The sequence below is a fragment of the Pseudomonas sp. LBUM920 genome (assembly GCF_003852315.1).
Taxonomy (GTDB): Bacteria; Pseudomonadota; Gammaproteobacteria; order Pseudomonadales; family Pseudomonadaceae; genus Aquipseudomonas.
Window position 1 is genome coordinate 5,651,264 of the sequence record NZ_CP027762.1, and the last position, 19,106, is coordinate 5,670,369.

General features: G+C 60.9%; 18 protein-coding genes. 8 read left to right on the forward strand and 10 right to left on the reverse strand.

Annotated features, from left to right (window positions below):
• Positions 1–40: 40 nt before the first annotated feature.
• On the reverse strand, positions 41–1,582 hold the full coding sequence (gene katB, locus C4J83_RS26170; protein WP_124418505.1) for a catalase KatB: 1,542 nt from the start codon (positions 1,580–1,582) through the stop codon (positions 41–43).
• 287 nt (positions 1,583–1,869) lie between these two features.
• Between katB and mscL the strand changes: the two genes are divergently transcribed.
• On the forward strand, positions 1,870–2,286 hold the full coding sequence (mscL, locus tag C4J83_RS26175) for a large-conductance mechanosensitive channel protein MscL (RefSeq protein WP_106579295.1): 417 nt from the start codon (positions 1,870–1,872) through the stop codon (positions 2,284–2,286).
• Positions 2,287–2,343: 57 nt separating this feature from the next.
• On the opposite strand, the gene C4J83_RS26180 is transcribed toward mscL, so the two are convergent.
• Positions 2,344–3,120, reverse strand: a complete 777-nt coding sequence (locus tag C4J83_RS26180) for a ferredoxin--NADP reductase (RefSeq protein ID WP_119740977.1) — start codon at positions 3,118–3,120, stop codon at positions 2,344–2,346.
• Positions 3,121–3,575: 455 nt separating this feature from the next.
• On the opposite strand from C4J83_RS26180, the gene C4J83_RS26185 reads away from it, so the two are divergent.
• Together C4J83_RS26185 and C4J83_RS26190 are read left to right on the forward strand one after the other, a co-directional pair.
• Positions 3,576–4,286, forward strand: a complete 711-nt coding sequence (locus tag C4J83_RS26185) for a helix-turn-helix transcriptional regulator (protein ID WP_119740975.1) — start codon at positions 3,576–3,578, stop codon at positions 4,284–4,286.
• A gap of 166 nt (positions 4,287–4,452) precedes the next feature.
• Complete coding sequence (locus tag C4J83_RS26190; RefSeq protein WP_124418506.1) at positions 4,453–5,577, forward strand: methyltransferase; 1,125 nt, start codon at positions 4,453–4,455, stop codon at positions 5,575–5,577.
• A gap of 66 nt (positions 5,578–5,643) precedes the next feature.
• Here the strand turns inward: C4J83_RS26190 and C4J83_RS26195 are convergent, their stop codons facing one another.
• Genes C4J83_RS26195 through C4J83_RS26205 form a run of 3 tightly spaced genes read right to left on the reverse strand, consistent with a single transcriptional unit; the run spans position 5,644 to position 8,272 of the window.
• Complete coding sequence (locus C4J83_RS26195) at positions 5,644–5,811, reverse strand: DUF2474 domain-containing protein (protein ID WP_071489954.1); 168 nt, start codon at positions 5,809–5,811, stop codon at positions 5,644–5,646.
• Between the two features lie 12 nt (positions 5,812–5,823).
• Positions 5,824–6,831, reverse strand: a complete 1,008-nt coding sequence (gene cydB / locus C4J83_RS26200) for a cytochrome d ubiquinol oxidase subunit II (RefSeq protein ID WP_124418507.1) — start codon at positions 6,829–6,831, stop codon at positions 5,824–5,826.
• Position 6,832: 1 nt separating this feature from the next.
• Complete coding sequence (locus C4J83_RS26205; RefSeq protein ID WP_124418508.1) at positions 6,833–8,272, reverse strand: cytochrome ubiquinol oxidase subunit I; 1,440 nt, start codon at positions 8,270–8,272, stop codon at positions 6,833–6,835.
• A 330-nt stretch (positions 8,273–8,602) separates the two neighbouring features.
• Between C4J83_RS26205 and C4J83_RS26210 the strand changes: the two genes are divergently transcribed.
• Positions 8,603–9,859, forward strand: a complete 1,257-nt coding sequence (locus C4J83_RS26210) for an MFS transporter (RefSeq protein WP_124418509.1) — start codon at positions 8,603–8,605, stop codon at positions 9,857–9,859.
• Positions 9,860–10,004: 145 nt separating this feature from the next.
• Here C4J83_RS26210 and C4J83_RS26215 read toward each other — a convergent pair whose 3' ends face one another.
• The 4 genes from C4J83_RS26215 to C4J83_RS26230 form a co-directional block, all read right to left on the reverse strand.
• Positions 10,005–12,188 (reverse strand): xanthine dehydrogenase family protein molybdopterin-binding subunit, encoded by a 2,184-nt coding sequence (locus tag C4J83_RS26215; RefSeq protein WP_124418510.1) that lies wholly within the window; start codon positions 12,186–12,188, stop codon positions 10,005–10,007.
• The gene (locus C4J83_RS26220) at positions 12,185–13,174 is read right to left on the reverse strand and encodes an FAD binding domain-containing protein (RefSeq protein ID WP_124418511.1); all 990 of its coding nucleotides are present in this window, start codon (positions 13,172–13,174) and stop codon (positions 12,185–12,187) included. Before C4J83_RS26220 ends, C4J83_RS26215 begins: the two co-directional genes overlap by 4 nt.
• Complete coding sequence (locus tag C4J83_RS26225) at positions 13,171–13,695, reverse strand: (2Fe-2S)-binding protein (protein ID WP_106579304.1); 525 nt, start codon at positions 13,693–13,695, stop codon at positions 13,171–13,173. The genes C4J83_RS26220 and C4J83_RS26225 overlap by 4 nt, the downstream gene beginning before the upstream one ends.
• Before the next feature lie 96 nt (positions 13,696–13,791).
• Positions 13,792–14,235, reverse strand: a complete 444-nt coding sequence (locus C4J83_RS26230) for a DUF4879 domain-containing protein (protein WP_119740965.1) — start codon at positions 14,233–14,235, stop codon at positions 13,792–13,794.
• 210 nt (positions 14,236–14,445) lie between these two features.
• Here C4J83_RS26230 and C4J83_RS26235 point away from each other — a divergent pair, with 210 nt between their 5' ends.
• The 4 genes from C4J83_RS26235 (at position 14,446) to C4J83_RS26250 (ending at position 18,295) form a co-directional block, all read left to right on the forward strand.
• Positions 14,446–15,741, forward strand: a complete 1,296-nt coding sequence (locus C4J83_RS26235; RefSeq protein ID WP_119740963.1) for an NCS2 family permease — start codon at positions 14,446–14,448, stop codon at positions 15,739–15,741.
• Positions 15,738–16,817 (forward strand): tRNA (uridine(54)-C5)-methyltransferase TrmA, encoded by a 1,080-nt coding sequence (trmA, locus tag C4J83_RS26240; RefSeq protein ID WP_124418512.1) that lies wholly within the window; start codon positions 15,738–15,740, stop codon positions 16,815–16,817. The genes C4J83_RS26235 and trmA overlap by 4 nt, the downstream gene beginning before the upstream one ends.
• Before the next feature lie 183 nt (positions 16,818–17,000).
• On the forward strand, positions 17,001–17,441 hold the full coding sequence (aroQ, locus tag C4J83_RS26245) for a type II 3-dehydroquinate dehydratase (protein ID WP_106579308.1): 441 nt from the start codon (positions 17,001–17,003) through the stop codon (positions 17,439–17,441).
• A gap of 5 nt (positions 17,442–17,446) precedes the next feature.
• Positions 17,447–18,295 carry a shikimate dehydrogenase gene (locus C4J83_RS26250; RefSeq protein WP_106579309.1) on the forward strand — a complete coding sequence of 283 codons (849 nt, stop codon included), beginning with the start codon at positions 17,447–17,449 and terminating at the stop codon, positions 18,293–18,295.
• A gap of 126 nt (positions 18,296–18,421) precedes the next feature.
• On the opposite strand, the gene C4J83_RS26255 is transcribed toward C4J83_RS26250, so the two are convergent.
• Complete coding sequence (locus C4J83_RS26255; protein WP_124418513.1) at positions 18,422–19,087, reverse strand: TetR/AcrR family transcriptional regulator; 666 nt, start codon at positions 19,085–19,087, stop codon at positions 18,422–18,424.
• Positions 19,088–19,106 lie beyond the last annotated feature (19 nt).

Below are 19,106 nucleotides of genomic sequence, written 5' to 3' on the forward strand. Positions count from 1 at the left end.
GGGGTCGACGCCCGTGCACGGGCGCCGACCGGAACCAACGTCAGTCAGTGAGTTTTTCTGCCAGCGCTTTCACGCGAGCCAAATCACCCTTGGCGACCTTGGTCACGCCGGTGCCGTACTCCGGGTCGGCCTTGTAGAGGAACGACAGGATGATGTGCTTGCTCTCGTCATCCGTGGTGGCCAGCGAGCCGCCAAAGTTGTCGATCAAGTCCTGACGCTCTTTCTTGTTGTACGAGCGGTACAAGTCGCCAGCCTGCTTGAAGTTCTGCTCACGCTGGATCTTCGCCTGCTGGGTGCTGCCCGACAGCGCCGACTGGCTGTAGCGCGCGGCTTGCGGCTCTTCGCGCGGCAGCAGGCGGCTTGGCTGGTAGTTCACGCCGGTAGTGGTTTTGCCTGCATTCATCGCGCCGTCCTGGTTACCGTTGTTAACGGTTACCCGTGGGGCGTTGATCGGCAGTTGCAGGGCGTTCGGCCCCAGGCGGTACATTTGCGTGTCGGCGTAGGAGAACACCCGGCCTTGCAGCAGGCGGTCTTCAGAGGGCTCGATACCTGGCACCAGGTTGGCCGGCGCCATGGCCACTTGTTCGGTCTCCTGGAAGACATTCGCCGGGTTACGGTTCAGCACCATCTGCCCGACTTTGCGCTCCGGTACGTTCGGCCAGATTTTGGTGGCGTCCAGCGGGTCGAAGTCGAACTTGGCCAGGTCCTCAGGCTTGAGGACTTGCACGTACAGGTCCCACTTGGGGAAGTCACCCTTGTTGATGTGGGTAACCAAGTCGTGGGTCATGTGGCTGTAGTCACGCCCTTGCACTTCGGTGACTTGCTTGGGGTCAAGGTTGTTGATGCCCTGCAGGCTCTTCCAGTGGAACTTGACGTAGTGCACTTCGCCCTTGGCGTTAATCAACTTGTAGGCATGTACGCCGTTGCCGTCCATTTCCCGATAACTGGCCGGGGTGCCGGCGTCGGAGTACAACTCGGTGAGTGTACGAGTGGACTCTGGAACATGGGAGAAGAAGTCGAAACGGCGGGAGTCGTCGTCCAGGTTAGTGCGCGGGTCGGGTTTGAACGCATGAACCATGTCCGGGAACTTGATGGCGTCGCGAATAAAGAAAGTCGGGAAGTTATTGCCGACCAGGTCCCAGTTACCTTCGGCGGTATAGAACTTGGTGGCAAAGCCGCGTGGGTCGCGCAGGGTTTCCGGAGAGTGGTTGCCGTGCACCACGGCCGAGAAGCGCACGAACACGGGCGTGGCCTCGCCTGCGGCGAACACTTTGGCCTTGGTCAGGTCGCTGAGGTCGTCAGTGACGGTGAAGGTGCCGTGGGCGCCGGTGCCACGGGCATGCACCACGCGCTCCGGAATGCGCTCACGGTCAAAGCGTTGCAGTTTTTGAATCAGTTGCACGTCTTGCAACAGCACCGGGCCATTGGCGCCGGCCGTTTGCGAGTTCTGGTTGTCGCCCACCGCCGCGCCGTTATCGCGGGTCAGGTTAGCAGCGTGTACGGAGAGTGAAAGCAGGCTGGCGCTCGCCAGTATCAGCGCGTGTCGCGCGATAACCGGGCGGCGCTTGATTGGATTCTTCATCGAGGTTTCCTCTGGTTTTTCTAGTGCACATTCAGTTGTGCTTGCCAGAGGCTAGTGACCCGCGACGCAGAAGATAAATAGAAAAACCCCACCGGGACGATTAAGAAAATACGGTGGTAAGCCACTGAAATAGCGAGTATTTCGCGCGCGATTGGTGGCACTTTGCAAACTATTTGCGTTTTAATGTGTCGATAAAAGCTGACAGTGTTAACGGTTGTGTCGCGCAAGCCCTCTACGACTGACTTACACTGACCTCCACCCTTCTCATCTGTAACAAGGAATAACCTATGGGCGTGATCAGTGAGTTCAAGGCCTTCGCGGTCAAAGGCAATGTGGTCGATATGGCCGTCGGTATCATCATCGGCGCCGCATTCGGCAAAATTGTTTCCTCGTTTGTAGGCGACGTCGTAATGCCGCCTCTCGGTCTGCTGATCGGTGGTGTGGACTTCGGCGATTTGGCAATAACACTCAAGGCCGCTCAGGGCAACGTCCCTGCGGTGGTGTTGGCCTACGGCAAGTTTATCCAGAGCGTGGTCGACTTCCTGATCGTCGCGTTTGCAATCTTCATGGGCGTGAAGGCGATCAACCGCCTGAAACGTGAAGAGGCTGTGGCCCCAAGCTTGCCGCCGACCCCGACCAAGGAAGAGGTGTTGCTGGGCGAGATCCGCGATCTGCTCAAGGCACAAAACGACAAGCCGCTTTAACCGGCACTGTTTTGGCCAAAAAGGCGCCTGTTGCAGGCGCCTTTTTTATGCGCCGTACTACCAGTAATTCTCTACTGCCACCTGGCCTGGGCGACGGCTCAGGCTCAGTTGCATGTCGCGTTGCTTGAGCAATTGGCGCGTGTCGTCGACCATCTGCGGATTGCCGCAAATCAGCACGCGGGAGTGCTCCGGGGTCAACTCGACGCCGGCCGCGCGCTCCAGTTCGCCATTCTCGATCAAGGTGGTGATGCGACCATTCAGGGCGCCAGGGTGTTGCTCACGGGTGACGGTGGGGATGTAGACCAGCTTGTGCGCATACTCGGCCAGGTACTCACGCTCGCCCAACGCGTGGATCAGTTCCTGATACGCAAGCTCCTTGGCCTCGCGGGCGCTGTACACCAGGACAATGCGCTCGAATTTCTCCCAGACCTCGAAGTCCTGCAGGATCGACAGGAACGGCGCCACGCCTGTGCCAGTGCCCAGCAGCCACAAATCTCGCCCGTCCACAAATCGGTTCAGCGTCAGAAAGCCTGTGGCCTGGCGCTCGACCATCAAGGTGTCGCCCACTTGCAGGCGGCTCAATTGACTGGTGAACTCGCCGCCCGGAACGACAATGGAGAAGAAGTCGAGGTGCTCGTCAAACGGTGAGGACACGATCGAATAAGCGCGCCAGACGGTGCTGCCATCCGCCTTGTTCACCCCCAGGCGCACGAACTGGCCGGCGGTGAACCGAAAACCCGGGTCGCGAGTGGTACGCAAAGTAAACAGGCTGGGGGTCAGCGATTGCACATCGAGCAAGGTCTGGCGGGTAAATTTCTCAGCACTGGCCGTCATGGGGGGCTCCGTTGAACAGGTGCCCTAGTGTCCCTCAAAGCGGCGCTGGGAAACACCGGTGGTTTGTACTGGCATTTTCATTGCTCGGGCATTCGCGAATATAACGCCAATGAAACGCTGATGCTTTCGACGCAATTGCACCTTTGCCGGGGTTTTCGTGCTCACACCAATTATTTAGCTATCGCTCCCATCCAATAGGCCATTAGATGATGGCGTTCATAAAAACAGCCCTGAATAGGCCATTTCCACAACCTGTTAAATTCAATAAGTTTTCTTCACCCAACAACTAACCTCCACAAAAACTCAGTTGTTGTACAAGCTCAACAAATATAAATACCCGATCTTTCTGACAACTTTTTCATCTCAGTATGCGGGCTTTATCCTACACTCCTGCTCGTGGCGCATTGGGAGCCAGGACGTACCCAACTCACACCTACCCCATGGAGATTCACCCTATGGTTAACTGGCGCAACACGAGACTCCCAAAACTGGAAGGCGAGAACAAGATCACCACTGTTTACGAGATGATCGTCAATCAAACTTTCCAGCTCGGTTTTGAATATTGCTCATTTACGATGAGTTCCCAACAACCTGCCAACCAAACACAACCTATTCGATTAAACAACTATCCAAATGAATGGAATGCACTGTACAACCAAGCGCATTTTTTTGATGTGGATCCCATAGTCGCCCACTGCAAACGCAGCGTAATGCCGCTGGTCTGGGATGAAAAAGCGTTCAGCACCGCGCCGAATCTATGGACGCTGGCCCAATCGTTTGGTGTGCACCTGGGATGGACTCAAGCCGTGCATGACTTCCAGGGTGTGTTCAGCATGCTGACCCTGGGCCGAAGTACCGGCAACGTCAGCCCTGAAGAACTGTACGAAAAAGCAGGCCAGGTACTGTGGCTATGTCACGCCATGCACGCCGTCGTAGCGCAAACATATGCCGACACACCCAGTATCACGCCGCCCTGCAAACTGACCCCACGGGAAATAGAAATTCTCAGATGGTCAGCCATCGGCAAGACCGCCTCGGAAATCGCCACGATCCTGTGCCTGTCAGAGCGGACCGTGGGCTTTCATATCAGCAGTTGCCTCAAGAAACTGGGTGTTACCAACAAGATCGCGGCTGTACTGCGCGCCTCAAAAGCGGGGTGGTTTTAGCCAACCTGGAAACACCGCATGTAATCCCCTTGAAAAAAACGTAACATTTACGGCCAATTCTGAGTGTTGACGCTGCGCCTTGGGTGCCGCCTCGCCGTACACTCAGACGGTTACGCCGGGTACCACGCCCGTCGAACGCCCATCGATGACCAGAGTCTCCCCCGCCATGCCCCTGCTTGACAGCCCCTTCGCCCAGCTCGATCTGATCCGCCAGCCAGAGCAACACAATGACCCGCTGCAGGCCTTTGATGCCGCCGATGAGTACTTGCTCAACTACCTGGCCGAGCAGTCGCTGAATTCGGCAACCCGCGTGCTGGTGCTCAATGACAGCTTCGGCGCCCTGGCGGCCAGCCTCGAAGGCCAGGTGCAGGTGACGTCCAGTGGCGATTCGTTTCTGGCAGCCCTTGGCCTTGAGAAAAACCTGGTGCGCAACGCCAAGGCGTTTGATGCCGTGGCGTTTGTGCCAGCCTCGCACGTAGCCACCGGGCCTTTCGACCGCGTGCTGATCCGCGTGCCGAAAACCCTGGCCTTGCTCGAAGAACAATTGATTCGCCTGCAAGGCCAGCTGGCGCCAGGCGCCGAAGTGATCGCCGGGGCGATGATCAAACACCTGCCACGGGCCGCCGGTGAACTGCTGGAGCGCTACATCGGGCCCATGCACGCCTCGCTTGCGGTCAAAAAAGCCCGGCTGCTGATCGCCACCGTAGATGCTCGCCCAACCGCCGTGTCGCCCTACCCTACCCGCTACACCCTGGACACACCGGCCATCGAGCTGCTCAACCACGCCAACGTGTTCTGCCGCGAAGGCCTGGACATCGGCACCCGCGCCTTCCTCCCGCACCTGCCGAACAACCTCGGCAGCGCCCGCGTGGCAGACCTTGGCTGCGGTAATGGCGTATTGGCGATCGCCAGCGCCCTGCAAAACCCCGACGCGCAGTACACGCTGGTGGATGAGTCCTACATGGCCGTGCAATCCGCGGCCGAGAACTGGCAGGCCGCCCTGGGCGCTCGCGCGGTCACCCTGCGCGCCGACGACGGCCTGGCCGGTCAGGCGCCGCAGTCGCTGGACATGGTGCTGTGCAACCCGCCCTTCCACCAGCAGCAGGTGGTCGGTGACTTCCTTGCCTGGCGCATGTTCCAGCAGGCGCGTGATGCCCTGGTCGTTGGTGGCGCGCTGTATATCGTGGGCAACCGCCATTTGGGCTATCACAGCAAATTGGCGAAGCTGTTCCGTGGCGTCGAGCAAGTCGCGGCCACGCCAAAGTTTGTGATTCTCAAAGCGCGCAAATAAAAAAACCCTGCCGCTCTTACGAGTGGCAGGGCTGAAAAGCCGGGCCGCGAGGCCCGGATTGGGATGTCAGTGGGTGGTCAAGCCCGCCGCGCTCATGAACATGCGCATCAGGCTGGCCACGACAAACAGGGCCAGCACGCTGCCGGTCCAGATCATCGCCAGCCACCCCAGGCGCCGCCACAACGGCTGTTTCTCGGCCTGTTCGATCTCGTGCAACGAAGGTTTGCCGGACATGAAACGACCCTCCTAGTGATAGCCGTCTTCGTGGGTGACCTTGCCGCGGAACACGTAGTAGCTCCAGAAGGTGTAGCCCAGGATGAACGGAATGATGAACAACGTGCCTACCAGCATGAAGCCCTGGCTTTGCGGCGGTGCAGCGGCGTCCCAGATGGAGACCGATGGTGGAATGATGTTCGGCCACAGGCTGATACCCAAGCCGCTGTAGCCGAGGAAGATCAGCACCAGCGTCAGCAGGAACGGCGTGTAGTGCGCATTTCGCGCCACCGCGCGGATCAAGCCGTACATGGTCACCAGCACAAGAATCGGCACGGGCAGGAACCAGAACAGGTTCGGCAGGGTGAACCAGCGCGAGGCGATTTCCGGGTGCGCCAGAGGCGTCCACAAGCTGACAACGCCGATCACCGCCAACACCACGAACGCCAACGGCCGCGCCAGGTTGTGCATCTGCTCCTGCAACTTGCCTTCGGTCTTCATGATCAGCCAGGTGCAGCCGAGCAAGGCATACGCGATAACCAGCGCAACGCCGCAGAACATCGTGAACGGCGTGAGCCAATCCAGCGAGCCACCGGCAAACTGACGGTCGACCACCGGAATGCCATCGATGAACGCCCCCAGTGCCACGCCCTGGAAGAAGGTCGCCGCAATGGAACCGCCGATAAACGCCTTGTCCCACAAGTGGCGCTTGTCGTCCTTGGCCTTGAAACGGAACTCGAAGGCCACGCCACGGAAGATCAGACCGATCAACATCAGGATCAGTGGCAGGTAAAGCGCCGACAGCACCACCGAGTAGGCCAGCGGGAACGCGCCGAACAACGCCGCGCCGCCCAGTACCAGCCAGGTTTCATTGCCGTCCCATACCGGGGCGACCGTGTTCATCATCACGTCACGGTCGACTTTGCCGGGAATGAACGGAAAGAGGATGCCGATACCCAGGTCGAAGCCATCCATGACCACGTACATCATGATGCCGAAGATGATGATCACGGCCCAGATCAGCGGAAGATCAATACCCATCTCAATTCCCCTTGTGCTGATTGTGGGCGTGGTCGTCGTCGCTGCCATCATCGGCGGCGGACAACGGACGGGCCGGCGTGCGTTTCTGGCCAGGGCCACCATGGGTAGGCTCGCTGCCTTCGTGGGTCTGCGGCCCTTTGCGCACCAGGCGCATCATGTAGCCCAGCCCTGCGCCGAACAGTGCGAAGTACACCACCACGAACAACACCAGGGTGATCGTCATCTGCGCCAGGCTATGCCCGGAGGAAGCGTCCGCCGTGCGCATCAAACCGTAGACCACCCACGGCTGGCGGCCGATTTCGGTGGTAAACCAACCGGCGAGAATCGCGATCAGGCCGGACGGGCCCATCCACAGCGCCAGGTACAGGAATGGCCTGGAGGTGTACATCTTGTCGCCCCGACGCAGCCAGAGGCTGAACAGGCCGGTGAAGATCATCAGGAAACCCAGGCCAACCATGACCCGAAACGACCAGAACACAATCGTCGAGTTGGGACGGTCTTCAGGCGGGAACTCCTTGAGCGCCGGCACCTGTTTGTCCAGGGAGTGCGTCAGGATCAAGCTGCCCAGGTAAGGAATTTCGACCGCGTATTTGGTTTTTTCGGCCTTCATGTCGGGCAGGCCGAACAGGATCAGCGGCGTCGGCTCGTTGCCGATATTTTCCCAGTGGCCTTCAATCGCGGCGATTTTCGCCGGCTGGTGCTTGAGGGTATTCAGGCCGTGAAAGTCGCCGATCACCGCCTGGATAGGCGCCACGATCAGCGCCATCCACATTGCCATCGAGAGCATGGTGCGGATCGCCGGGTTGTCCTTGCCGCGCAGCAGGTGCCAGGCCGCCGACGAACCGACGAAGAACGCCGTGGCCACAAAGGCCGCCGTGGCCATGTGCATCAGCCGGTACGGGAACGACGGGTTGAAGATCACCGCCAGCCAGTCGGTAGGAATCACGCGCCCGTCGACGATTTCAAAGCCTTGCGGGGTCTGCATCCAGCTGTTGGACGCCAGAATCCAGAAGGTCGAGATCAGCGTGCCGACGGCCACCATCACCGTGGCAAAGAAGTGCAGCTTGCGCCCCACCTTGTTCCAGCCGAACAGCATCACGCCGAGGAAACCCGCCTCCAGGAAGAAGGCCGTGAGCACCTCGTACGTCAGCAACGGCCCGGTTACAGCGCCGGCAAAGTCCGAGAAGCGGCTCCAGTTGGTGCCGAACTGGTAGGCCATGACCAGGCCCGAGACCACGCCCATGCCGAAGTTGACGGCAAAGATCTTCGACCAGAAATGATAGAGGTCACGGTAGGTGTCGTTATGGGTCTTGAGCCACAGACCTTCCAGCACCGCAAGGTAACTGGCCAGGCCGATAGTGATCGCCGGGAACAGGATGTGGAACGAGATGGTGAATGCGAATTGAATTCGGGCGAGATCTAGCGCCTCCAAACCGAACATAAGTCTTCCTCTGTCAGGTAATACCGGCTGCTGGCTGGGAGCCTGCACCCACTGCCCCCACGGATATGGAGTGTGGCGAATTTCAATTCGTTTCTTTTTTTAACCCACCACGTAGGGAATCGGGCCTTTCGGCCTCCAGAACAATCCCGGGGCCGGTTTTGATCTGGATCAAGCATTGCTGAAAGAGTAGTCCCATTTTCGCTGTAGGACGGCGTGGTCTTTTGCCGCGTGACAGCTTGCCTCATGCCGGTGCACAGCAAACCCTTGCAACTATTTGTTACAGCATGATGCTAATCTCGCCGTTCCCTCTGCTCCCGACCTGAATTCCCGATGCCTACTAGTGAACCCGCGTTGCTGTTGCGTCACCATCGCCCTTTCATCGCGTTCTGGCTGGCACGGATCTTCACCGCCAGCGGCTTCCAGATGCTCACCGTGGCCATCGGCTGGAACCTCTACCAACTGACCGGCAACGTGCTGGACCTGGGCTTGGTCGGCCTGGTGGAATTCATCCCGCGCGTACTGTTCATGCTGCACACCGGGCATGTGGCCGATCGCTATGAACGACGCAAGGTCGCCGCCATCTGCCAGACCGTGCAGGCGCTGATTGCCTTGTCCCTGGCCATCGGCGGCCTGACCGGCAACGTGACGCGCGAGATGATCTTTATCCTCGCCTTCCTGCTCGGCGCCGCGCGTTCGTTTGAAATGCCGACCACCCAGGCGCTGCTGCCAAGCATCGTGCCCAGCGCACTGTTCCCGCGGGCCGTGGCTTCGTCGCAATCGGCGCAGCAACTGGCGACCATTGTCGCGCCAGCCTTGGGCGGTTTGCTCTATGCATTCGGCAGCGTGTGGGTGTATGGCCCGACAGTGGTGTTGTACCTGATCGCCTGCGTGCTGACCCTCAACCTGCCCGCGCGCCAAACCCCGCTGAACAAAGCCAAGGCCACCATGGACTCGCTGCTGGCCGGGATTCGCTTTATCCGCAGCCGCCCGGACATCCTCGGCGCCATCTCGCTGGACCTGTTCGCCGTGCTGTTGGGCGGTGCCACCGCGTTGCTGCCGGTGTTTGCCAAGGACATCCTGCTGACCGGCGCCTGGGGCCTGGGCCTGCTGCGCTCGGCACCGGCGGTGGGCGCGTTGTTAATGTCGTTGTGGCTGGCACGGTTTTCGGTGGACCGGCATGTCGGGCGCGTGATGTTTACTGCCGTCGGCGTGTTTGGCGTGGCGACCATCGCGTTCGGCCTGTCGACCTCGTTCTGGTTTTCGCTGGCGGTGCTGGTGGTGCTGGGCGCAGCAGACATGATCAGCATGGTGATTCGCGCGTCGTTCGTGCAACTGGAAACGCCGGATGAAATGCGCGGCCGGGTCAGTGCGGTCAACGGCCTGTTTATCGGCGCGTCCAATCAGCTGGGCGAGTTCGAATCGGGGATCACCGCCCACTGGTTCGGCACCGTGCCCGCCGTGGTCATGGGCGGGATCGGCACGCTGCTGGTGACCGGGGTGTGGATAAAACTGTTCCCAACCCTGGCCAATCGCGACCGGATGCATGTGGCGGTAGAAGAGCCGAAGGCTGAAGCGGCGAAGGTCTGAGCACCGCCGCCTGACCGGAGGCAGCACTACAGAACACAGTGGGAGCGGGCTTGCTCGCGAAGGCGGTGCATCAGTCGATACAGTCATTGACTGACGCCGCGCTTTCGCGGGCTAACCCGCTCCCACAGTGGTTTTGAGGTGTGTGCTAGAGCACCTTGTCCAGGGTGACAGGGAAGTCGCGTACCCGTTTGCCGGTGGCGTGATAAATCGCGTTCGCCACCGCCGCCGCCACCCCGACAATGCCGATTTCGCCCACGCCTTTGGAGCCCAGGGCATTAACGACTTCGTCATGTTCTTCGACAAAGATCACGTCAATCTCGCCAATGTCGGCGTTCACCGGGATGTGGTACTCGGCCAGGCTGTGGTTCATGTAGCGCCCCAGGTGGTGGTCGATCTGCGTCTCTTCATGCAGCGCCATGCCAATGCCCCACACCACGCCGCCGAGGATCTGGCTGCGGGCCATCTTCGGATTGACCACGCGACCGGCGGCAATCGCGCTGACCACGCGGCTGACCTTGATGGTGCCCAGGTCTTCATCGACCCGTACTTCCACAAATACCGCCGAGTGGGTGGCCGTGGCGTAGCCCTCGCGTTTTTTGTCGGGCTCGCTGTCGACCTGCACTTGCAGCGCGTCCTCACCGCTGTCTTTAACCAGTTGGGCCAACGACACACTCACGTCGCCTGTGTGCAATTGGCCGTCTTCAAAGCGCACGGACTCGGCGTCCTTGAACACCGGGTACGTCTGCCGGGCAATCTTCAGCAGTTTGGCGTTCAGCGCTTCGCACGCCTGTTGCACGGCAGTGCCGACGGACGACACGGTAAACGAGCCGCCCTGCAAAGGCGCGGTGGGCAAGGACGAGTCCCCCAGCAAAAATTGGATATCGCCCATCGCCACACCGCTGGCCTGCGCGGCAATCTGGGTCATGACCGTGTAAGTGCCGGTGCCGATATCGGTGGTGGCGCTGCTGACTGTCAATTTGCCTTCGGCGTCGATGCTCGCCTTGGCGCTGGCCTTCATCTGCATGGCTTCCCACACGCCGCCGGCCATGCCCCAGCCGATCAACTGGTTGCCGTCACGCATGCTGCGTGGCTCCGGGTTGCGCTGGCCCCAACCGAAGCGTTCGGCGCCTTCGCTGTAGCATTCGCGCAGGGCTTTGCTCGACCAGGGTTTGTCTTCGTTCTGGTTGCGCTCGGCGTAGTTGATCAGGCGCAACTGCACTGGGTCCATGCCCAAGGCACAGGCCAGTTCGTCCATGGCGCACTCCAGGCCGATCACGCCCAGCGCGGCGCCTGGCGCGCGCATGTCCAGCGGGGTGTAGACATCCAGCGGCACCAGGTTGTAGGTCAGCTGCACGTTATCGCAGTGGTAGAGCATGCCGCTCCACTCCACCACGTGCTCGCTGAAGTCTTCGAAGCGCGAGGTCTGGCCAATTGCGGTGTGCCCCAACGCCAGCAGCCGACCGTTGGCGGCCGCGCCCATCTGCAACCGCTGCAAGGTGCGGGGTCGGTAGCCAAAGGTGAACATCTGTTGACGCGTCAGGGTGACGCGCACCGAACGCTTGAGCGCCAATGACGCCATCACCGCCAGGGGCAACTGGTATTGCGGGCGCAGGCCGGAACCGAAAGCGCCGCCGACGAACGCGGCAAAAATCCTCACCTGGCTCTTATCCAGGCCGAAGATTTTTTGCACATAGGCCTGGCAGTTCTGTGGGCCTTGGGTTTTGTCGTGGATATGCAGGGTGCCGTCCGGCTGATACAGCACCGTACTGGCGTGGGGTTCCATCGGGTTGTGGTGTTCGATGGGCGTGCTGTAGTGCACGTCGAGGCTGACGGCGGCAGCGCTCCACTCGGCCTGGAAGTTACCGCGGGGCGCGGGCGGCGTTTGCGGCGAGGGGTGCGCCTGTTCCTGCATGGCCAACAAGTCGGTTTCAAAGGCTTCGCTTGCGTACTCGATCTCGACCAGAGAGCCGGCATGTCGCGCCAGCTCCAAATTGTCGGCAATCACCAGCGCCAAGGGCTGGCCGCTATAAAGGACGCGGTCGTTGTAGAGCGGGCGAAACGGCGAGCCATCCGCCGCATCGTCGTCGGCGAACGCGTCATCGTAGCTGGCAAGCCTGGGGCGATTGTGGTGATCCAGCACCATGACTACGCCCGGCAGCGCCAGGGCCTTTGAGGCATCGATCTTGATCACCCGGCCCTTGGCGATGGTGCTGGAGACCACACTGCCGTGCAGCAAGTCTTTGTCTGGAAACTCGCCGGCATATCGCGCCTGGCCGGTGACCTTGAGCAGACCGTCGACGCGGTCCAGAGGTTTGCCGATAGCGGTCATGGGCGTTCTCCTGCGACAGCCGCGTCGCTCAGGGCGCGAATAATCCCACGGCGCGCCAGCTTGATTTTGAAGCCGTTGTGTTCCAGCGGTACGGCATCTTGCAGCAAAGCGTCGGCGGCGTTGCTGAAGGTTTCGCGGCTGACCGTCTGGCCGATCAGCGAGGCTTCCACCGCGCGGTCACGCCAAGGCTTGTGGGCCACACCGCCCAGCGCAACGCGGGCGTCGATGATTTGGTCGCCGTCCAGTTCGAGGGCGGCGGCCACGGAGACCAGGGCAAAAGCGTAAGAGGCGCGGTCGCGGATTTTCAGGTAATGGCTGTGACGGGCCAGCTGGTTGGCGGGCAGCTCGATGGCGGTGATCAACTCATCGTCGGCCAGCAGGTTGTCGCGCTGCGGCGTATCGCCGGGCAATCGATGGAAGTCAGCAAATTCGATGACGCGCGCACCTGCGCGGCCTTCGACATGCACCCGCGCCTCCAGCGCCGCCAAGGCCACGCACATGTCAGACGGGTGCGTGGCGACGCAGTGTTCGCTGGCGCCGAGGATCGCGTGGATACGGTTCAAGCCGGTGCGCGCCGGGCAGCCGCTGCCGGGTTCGCGCTTGTTGCAGGGCACGCTGGCGTCATAAAAGTAGTAGCAGCGGGTGCGCTGCAACAAGTTGCCGCCGGTGCTGGCCATGTTGCGCAACTGCGGCGAGGCTCCGGCCAGGATGGCCTGGGACAGCAGTGGGTAACGCGCCTCGATCACGGGGTGCCAGGCCAGGTCGGCGTTGCTCACTAGCGCGCCGATCATCACGCCGCCACTGGCGGTCTCTTTAACGCCCTGCAGCGGCAGGCCGGTGATATCGATCAAGTGTTCGGGGCGGCTGATGTTTTCTTTCATCAGGTCCAGCAGGTTGGTGCCACCGGCGATAAAACGTGAAGCCGCGCTGCTCATGTGCACGGCCTCGTGCACATCGGCTGGCTTGCTGTACTGGAAGGGATTCATTGCTCACCTCCCTGGGCGCGGCAGGCTGGCAAGGCGTCTTCGATGGCATCGCGGATGTTGCTGTAGGCGCCGCAGCGACACAGGTTGCCGCTCATCAGCTCCTTAATCTGCGCGGTGTCGTGGGCGCGGCCTTCATTGGCCAGGCCGACGGCGGAGCAGATCTGCCCTGGGGTGCAATAGCCGCACTGAAAGGCGTCATGCTTGATAAAGGCTTGCTGCATCGGGTGCAACGCGTCGCCGTCGGCCAGGCCTTCGATGGTGGTCAATTCGGCGCCATCGCACATCACCGCCAGGGTCAGGCAGGCGTTGACGCGTTTACCGTCGCGCAACACTGTGCAGGCGCCGCATTGGCCGTGGTCGCAGCCTTTTTTACTGCCGACCAGGTCCAACTGTTCGCGCAGCAAGTCCAGCAAGGTGGTCCAGGGCAACACGTCAAGTTGGCGGTCCTGGCCGTTCAGGGTCAGACGAATCGGGTGGCTGACGAACGGTCTGGCCGCCGCGCCATTGGGGGTTGCGCTCATAAACACCTCACGGGTTGGGGTATATCCGCGGCGTTCAGGAAAGTCGCCGTCTCAGGGGTACGACTTCCCGGGGTATTGAGCGTTCAAGAGGATTGATCAGCGGATGTTGAGCATCGTCGTCAGCGGGGTTTGCGAGCCGTTGATCGAGGAATTGCTGTACTCGAACCAGCCCGGCGCCTGGACGTTCAGGTCAAACACATAGATGTAGCCCATCACAGTGCCCACGCCATTACAGGCCTGGCTGATGTTGCCGACCTGGCATACCGGCGAGCGCTGCCCGTTCAACTCCGCGCCATCGAAACGGCCCATCGGGCTTTTGCCCAGGCCGACTTCCATCACCGACACCTTGGTTGGGCCGCGATGGGCGCACATCTGCGTGCTGGTCGCGCGCTCCGGGATGGTTTCAGCGCAAGCGGCAGACTCCACTTTGAACACGCGCACTTCGCTCAACGCCGGTGCAGTCGCGCCCCAAGCCGGTGCCGCCAGCCCCAGGCCGATTATGGCGAACAGAGCTAGACTGCTGGCGTTGGCTTTTTTCATGCTGTTGACGACTCTGGATTAAACGTCGACGCAGTATGCCTCAAGGCCATCCACCCACAAAACCAAGCCTATGCGCCATTGGCCTTCGGCTGCTGGTATGATGCGCCGCTTTTTCCGATCCTCTCTGAAACCACAGCCGCTTGGCGCAGTTTGTGCTTTGACTTAGAGGTCAACAAATAACGACGCAAAATAGCGTCACAGGGAGCCGGCATGCTGGAAAAGCTGTTTCAACTCAACGCACACAACACCAACGTGCGCACCGAGATTCTTGCGGGGATCACGACCTTTCTGGCCATGGCCTACATTCTGTTCGTGAACCCGAGCATCCTTGGCGAGACCGGCATGGACAAGGGCGCAGTGTTTGTCGCGACCTGCCTGGCCGCCGCCATCGGTTCGACCGTGATGGGCCTGATCGCCAACTACCCGATCGCACTGGCGCCGGGCATGGGCCTCAACGCCTTCTTTACCTACACCGTGGTGCTGCACATGGGCCACACCTGGCAGGTGGCGCTGGGCGCGGTGTTCATTTCGGCGGTGCTGTTCTTCCTGCTGTCGATCTTCCGCATCCGTGAGTGGATCATCAACAGCATCCCCTTGCCCCTGCGCTCGGCGATTGCCGCCGGTATCGGCCTGTTCCTGGCGCTGATCGCCCTGCACAACGCCGGGATCGTGGTCGGCAACCCGAACACCCTGGTGGGCCTGGGCGACCTGAAAAAACCGGCGCCTATCCTGGCCACCTTTGGTTTTATCCTCATCGTTGCGCTGGAAGCCCTGGCCGTACGCGGTGCAGTGCTGATCGGCATTCTGGCCGTGACCATTGTCTCGATCCTGTTGAATGTCACCCCGTTCGGCGGCGTGATCTCGATGCCTCCGTCCCTGGCCCCGACCTTCCTGCAACTGGATATCAAAGGCGCGCTGGATATCGGCCTGGTCAGCGTGATCTTCGCGTTCCTGTTCGTTGACCTGTTCGACAACTCCGGCACCCTGATCGGCGTCGCCAAGCGCGCCGGCCTGATGGGCAAGGACGGCCACATGCCAAAAATGGGCCGTGCGCTGATCGCCGACAGCACCGCGGCCATGGCCGGCTCGCTGCTGGGCACCTCGACCACCACCAGCTACATCGAGTCCGCTGCGGGCGTGAGTGCCGGTGGCCGTACCGGTTTGACCGCTGTGGTTGTCGCGATCCTGTTCCTGCTGGCGCTGTTCTTCTCGCCACTGGCGGCCAGCGTTCCGGCCTTTGCCACCGCGCCTGCGTTGTTGTTCGTGGCCGTGCTGATGACCTCGGGCCTGGCCGAAATCGACTGGGATGACATTACGGTTGCAGCGCCGGTGGTGATCACCGCCCTGGCGATGCCCTTCACTTACTCCATTGCCAACGGCATCGCCTTCGGTTTCATCGCCTGGACCGCCATCAAGCTGCTTTCGGGCCGCTACCGTGAGCTGAACCCGGCACTGGTGATCCTGTCGATTCTGTTTGTGATCAAGCTGGGCTGGTTCAACGCATGACTTTTGATGCCGCAAGCTACACCGCTCAACTGCAAGACAAGGTCACGCGCTTGCGTGACCTGCTGGCACCGTTCGACGCACCCGAGCCGCAGGTTTTCGATTCGCCGCTGCAGAACTTCCGCCTGCGCGCGGAGTTTCGCCTGTGGCGCGAAGGCGGTGAGCGCCACTACGCGATGTTTTCCCAGGACGACAAGCGTACGCCGATTCTGATCGAAGAATTCCCGATTGCCAGCCAGCGCATCAACCAGTTGATGCCGCAACTCAAAGCCGCCTGGCAAGCCAGCGCGGCCCTGAGTCACAAGCTGTTCCAAGTGGAGTTCCTCACTACCCTGGCCGGCGACGCGATGATCACCCTGTGCTACCACCGCCCGCTGGACGAGCACTGGCACGCGGCCGCCAACCAACTCGCTGCCGACTTGAATGTCAGCATCATCGGCCGCTCCAAGGGCAAGCGTGATGTGATCGGCCACGACTACGTGGTGGAAAAACTCGCCGTCGGCGGGCGCACGTTCAGCTATCGCCAACCCGAAGGCGCGTTCACTCAGCCCAACGGCACGGTGAACCAGAAGATGCTCAACTGGGCGTATGAAGCCTTGGGCGATCGCCCGGATGATTTGCTGGAGCTGTACTGCGGCAACGGCAACTTCACCCTGCCGTTGGCGACCCGTGTACGCAAAGTGCTGGCGACCGAGATCAGCAAGACCTCAGTGAATGCGGCGTTGAGCAACCTCGATGAAAACGCGGTGGATAACGTCACCCTGGTGCGCTTGTCAGCCGAAGAACTCACAGAGGCGCTCAACGAAGTGCGCCCATTCCGCCGCCTGCACGGCATCGACCTGAAAAGCTACGAATTCGGCAGCGTGTTCGTCGACCCGCCGCGCGCCGGCATGGACCCGGACACCTGCGAGCTGACGCGGCGCTTTGACCACATCCTGTACATCTCCTGCAACCCGGAGACGTTGGCGGCGAACATTGCGCAACTGCATGACACGCACCGGATTACCCAGTGTGCGATGTTTGACCAGTTCCCATGGACGCACCATATGGAATCCGGCGTGTTGTTGACCCGCCGGTAACCCGTCTCTTGCGCGTGCGACCGCCCCCTGGCTATTGGCAAGGGCGGTCGCCGACCACCGAACACCCTCCCGCGCGCTGATTTACGGTTCGATAATCGAACAGATCCGCCGCCGTCAATTGACCAAATTAACCATCCAGTACATTTTATCTCCACAACCAATAATAACTGTGGAGATACCCCAATGCCGCCCATCGTGCTGGTGCTCAACGGCCCCAATCTCAACCTGCTCGGCACCCGCGAGCCCGCCACCTATGGCCATGAAACCCTGGCCGACATCGCCGCCCTGTGCGGGCGCAGCGCGGAAAAACTCGGGTTGAAAATCGAATTCCGCCAGACCAACCACGAAGGCGAACTGCTCGACTGGATCCACAGCGCCCGCGCCCGTTGCGCTGGCATCGTGATTAACCCGGCAGCCTGGACCCACACCTCGGTAGCGATTCGCGACGCACTGGTGGCCAGCGAAGTGCCGGTGATCGAAGTGCATTTATCCAATGTGCACGCGCGTGAGGCGTTTCGGCATCACTCGTTTGTGTCGCCCATTGCCAAGGCGGTGCTCGCCGGGTTCGGCAGCCATGGTTACCACCTGGCCCTGGAACACTTCAGCCACACGTTGAAAGGGTGAGCCCGATGAAACCGCGCATCCTCGCCGGCCTGATCGGCGCAGGTATCCAGGCCTCCCGCACGCCGGCCCTGCATGAACACGAAGGTGATGCCCAGGGCTTGCGCTACCTGTATCGCCTAATCGACCTGGAACCGCTGCAGCTGAACCTCAATGCCCTGCCCGACCTGCTGGACGCCGCCGAGATGATGCAGTTCACCGGCTTGAACATTACCTACCCGTGCAAACAGGCGATTCTGCCATTGCTCGACGAATTGTCCGACGAAGCCATGGGTATTGGCGCGGTCAACACCGTGGTGTTCAAGAACGGCAAACGCATCGGCCACAACACCGACTGCCTGGGCTTCGCCGAAGGGTTCCGGCGCAATTTGAATGACGTCGCGCGCCAGCATGTGGTGCAGATGGGCGCCGGCGGCGCGGGCGCGGCGGTGGCCCACGCGCTGCTGGCCGAAGGCGTGCACCACCTGAGCATTTTCGACGTGGACGTCGCCCGCGCTCGGGACCTGGTGGATAACCTTGCCCAGCGTTTTGGCGCCGGGCGCGCGCAGGTCGGCAACCACCTGGAAAGCGCCATGGCCGAGGCCGATGGGCTGGTCAACACCACGCCGATGGGCATGGCCAAGCTGCCCGGCACACCGGTACCGGCCCAGCTGTTACGGGCGGCATTATGGGTCGCAGAAATCGTGTATTTCCCGCTGGAAACCGAGCTGCTGCGCGATGCCCGCGCCCTGGGTTGCCGCACGCTGGATGGCGGCAACATGGCGGTGTTTCAGGCAGTGAAGGCGTTTGAACTGTTCAGTGGCCAGAGGCCGGATGCGCAGAGGATGTTGGCGCACTTCCAGAGCATGAATACCTGACTGCTGAAACCGAACCCCATGTGGGAGCGGGGTTGCTCGCAAAAGCGCTGTGTCAATCGCCAGCTGTATTGGCTGACACTCCGCAATCGCGAGCGAGCCCGCTCCCACCCGGGTTACTCGATGGATTTAGGCTTGCAGGTAACGCATCACCGACTCACAGATCATCTCCCGATGCCGCTGCTTAACCGCTTCGTCCGACAACTCGATCTGAAAGATCTCACTGAACGTATGGCGGTTGGACACCCGGTAAAAGCTGAACGAGTTGATCAGCAGGTGCACGTCCAACGGGTCCAGCCCTTGGCGGAACACGCCCAGCTCGGCGCCGCGCTGCAACGTGGCACCAAGCCCTTCGAGAATATTGCTGTTCATCGCCTTGATCGAATCCGAGCGCTTCACGTATTCGGCGTTGTTGATGTTTTCGATGCTGACGATGCGCACGAAATCCACGTTCTGGTCATGGTGATCGAAGGTGAATTCCACCAGCCGCCGAATCGCTTCGCGCGGCTCCAGGGCGGTGAGGTTCATGCGGGTTTCAGTATTGCGAATGTCGCCGTAGAGCTTCTCCAGCACCTCGACGTACAACTGCTCCTTGCTGCCGAAGTAGTAATAAATCATGCGTTTGGAGGTGTGGATGCGTTCGGCGATGGCATCCACGCGAGCGCCGGACAGGCCCTGCTGGACAAACTCGACGATCGCTTCCTGCAGGATGTTTTCGCGGGTCTTTTCCGGATTGTTCTTACGACTCTTGCGCGGTGCGTCTGACACAGCGGAGAGATCGGGGGTCAGGGTCATGGTGCGCTCACGGCCATTT

Bases quoted from the DNA above. Each gene is read 5' to 3' on its own strand.
- mscL (WP_106579295.1), top strand. From the start codon at position 1,870: ATGGGCGTGATCAGTGAGTTCAAGGCCTTCGCGGTCAAAGGCAATGTG.
- C4J83_RS26225 (WP_106579304.1), bottom strand. From the start codon at position 13,695: ATGAGCGCAACCCCCAATGGCGCGGCGGCCAGACCGTTCGTCAGCCAC.
- C4J83_RS26235 (WP_119740963.1), top strand. From the start codon at position 14,446: ATGCTGGAAAAGCTGTTTCAACTCAACGCACACAACACCAACGTGCGC.
- C4J83_RS26255 (WP_124418513.1), bottom strand. From the start codon at position 19,087: ATGACCCTGACCCCCGATCTCTCCGCTGTGTCAGACGCACCGCGCAAG.
- C4J83_RS26180 (WP_119740977.1), bottom strand. From the start codon at position 3,120: ATGACGGCCAGTGCTGAGAAATTTACCCGCCAGACCTTGCTCGATGTG.
- C4J83_RS26230 (WP_119740965.1), bottom strand. From the start codon at position 14,235: ATGAAAAAAGCCAACGCCAGCAGTCTAGCTCTGTTCGCCATAATCGGC.
- C4J83_RS26190 (WP_124418506.1), top strand. From the start codon at position 4,453: ATGCCCCTGCTTGACAGCCCCTTCGCCCAGCTCGATCTGATCCGCCAG.
- aroQ (WP_106579308.1), top strand. From the start codon at position 17,001: ATGCCGCCCATCGTGCTGGTGCTCAACGGCCCCAATCTCAACCTGCTC.
- C4J83_RS26185 (WP_119740975.1), top strand. From the start codon at position 3,576: ATGGTTAACTGGCGCAACACGAGACTCCCAAAACTGGAAGGCGAGAAC.
- C4J83_RS26220 (WP_124418511.1), bottom strand. From the start codon at position 13,174: ATGAATCCCTTCCAGTACAGCAAGCCAGCCGATGTGCACGAGGCCGTG.
- C4J83_RS26195 (WP_071489954.1), bottom strand. From the start codon at position 5,811: ATGTCCGGCAAACCTTCGTTGCACGAGATCGAACAGGCCGAGAAACAG.
- C4J83_RS26215 (WP_124418510.1), bottom strand. From the start codon at position 12,188: ATGACCGCTATCGGCAAACCTCTGGACCGCGTCGACGGTCTGCTCAAG.
- C4J83_RS26205 (WP_124418508.1), bottom strand. From the start codon at position 8,272: ATGTTCGGTTTGGAGGCGCTAGATCTCGCCCGAATTCAATTCGCATTC.
- katB (WP_124418505.1), bottom strand. From the start codon at position 1,582: ATGAAGAATCCAATCAAGCGCCGCCCGGTTATCGCGCGACACGCGCTG.
- trmA (WP_124418512.1), top strand. From the start codon at position 15,738: ATGACTTTTGATGCCGCAAGCTACACCGCTCAACTGCAAGACAAGGTC.
- cydB (WP_124418507.1), bottom strand. From the start codon at position 6,831: ATGGGTATTGATCTTCCGCTGATCTGGGCCGTGATCATCATCTTCGGC.
- C4J83_RS26210 (WP_124418509.1), top strand. From the start codon at position 8,603: ATGCCTACTAGTGAACCCGCGTTGCTGTTGCGTCACCATCGCCCTTTC.
- C4J83_RS26250 (WP_106579309.1), top strand. From the start codon at position 17,447: ATGAAACCGCGCATCCTCGCCGGCCTGATCGGCGCAGGTATCCAGGCC.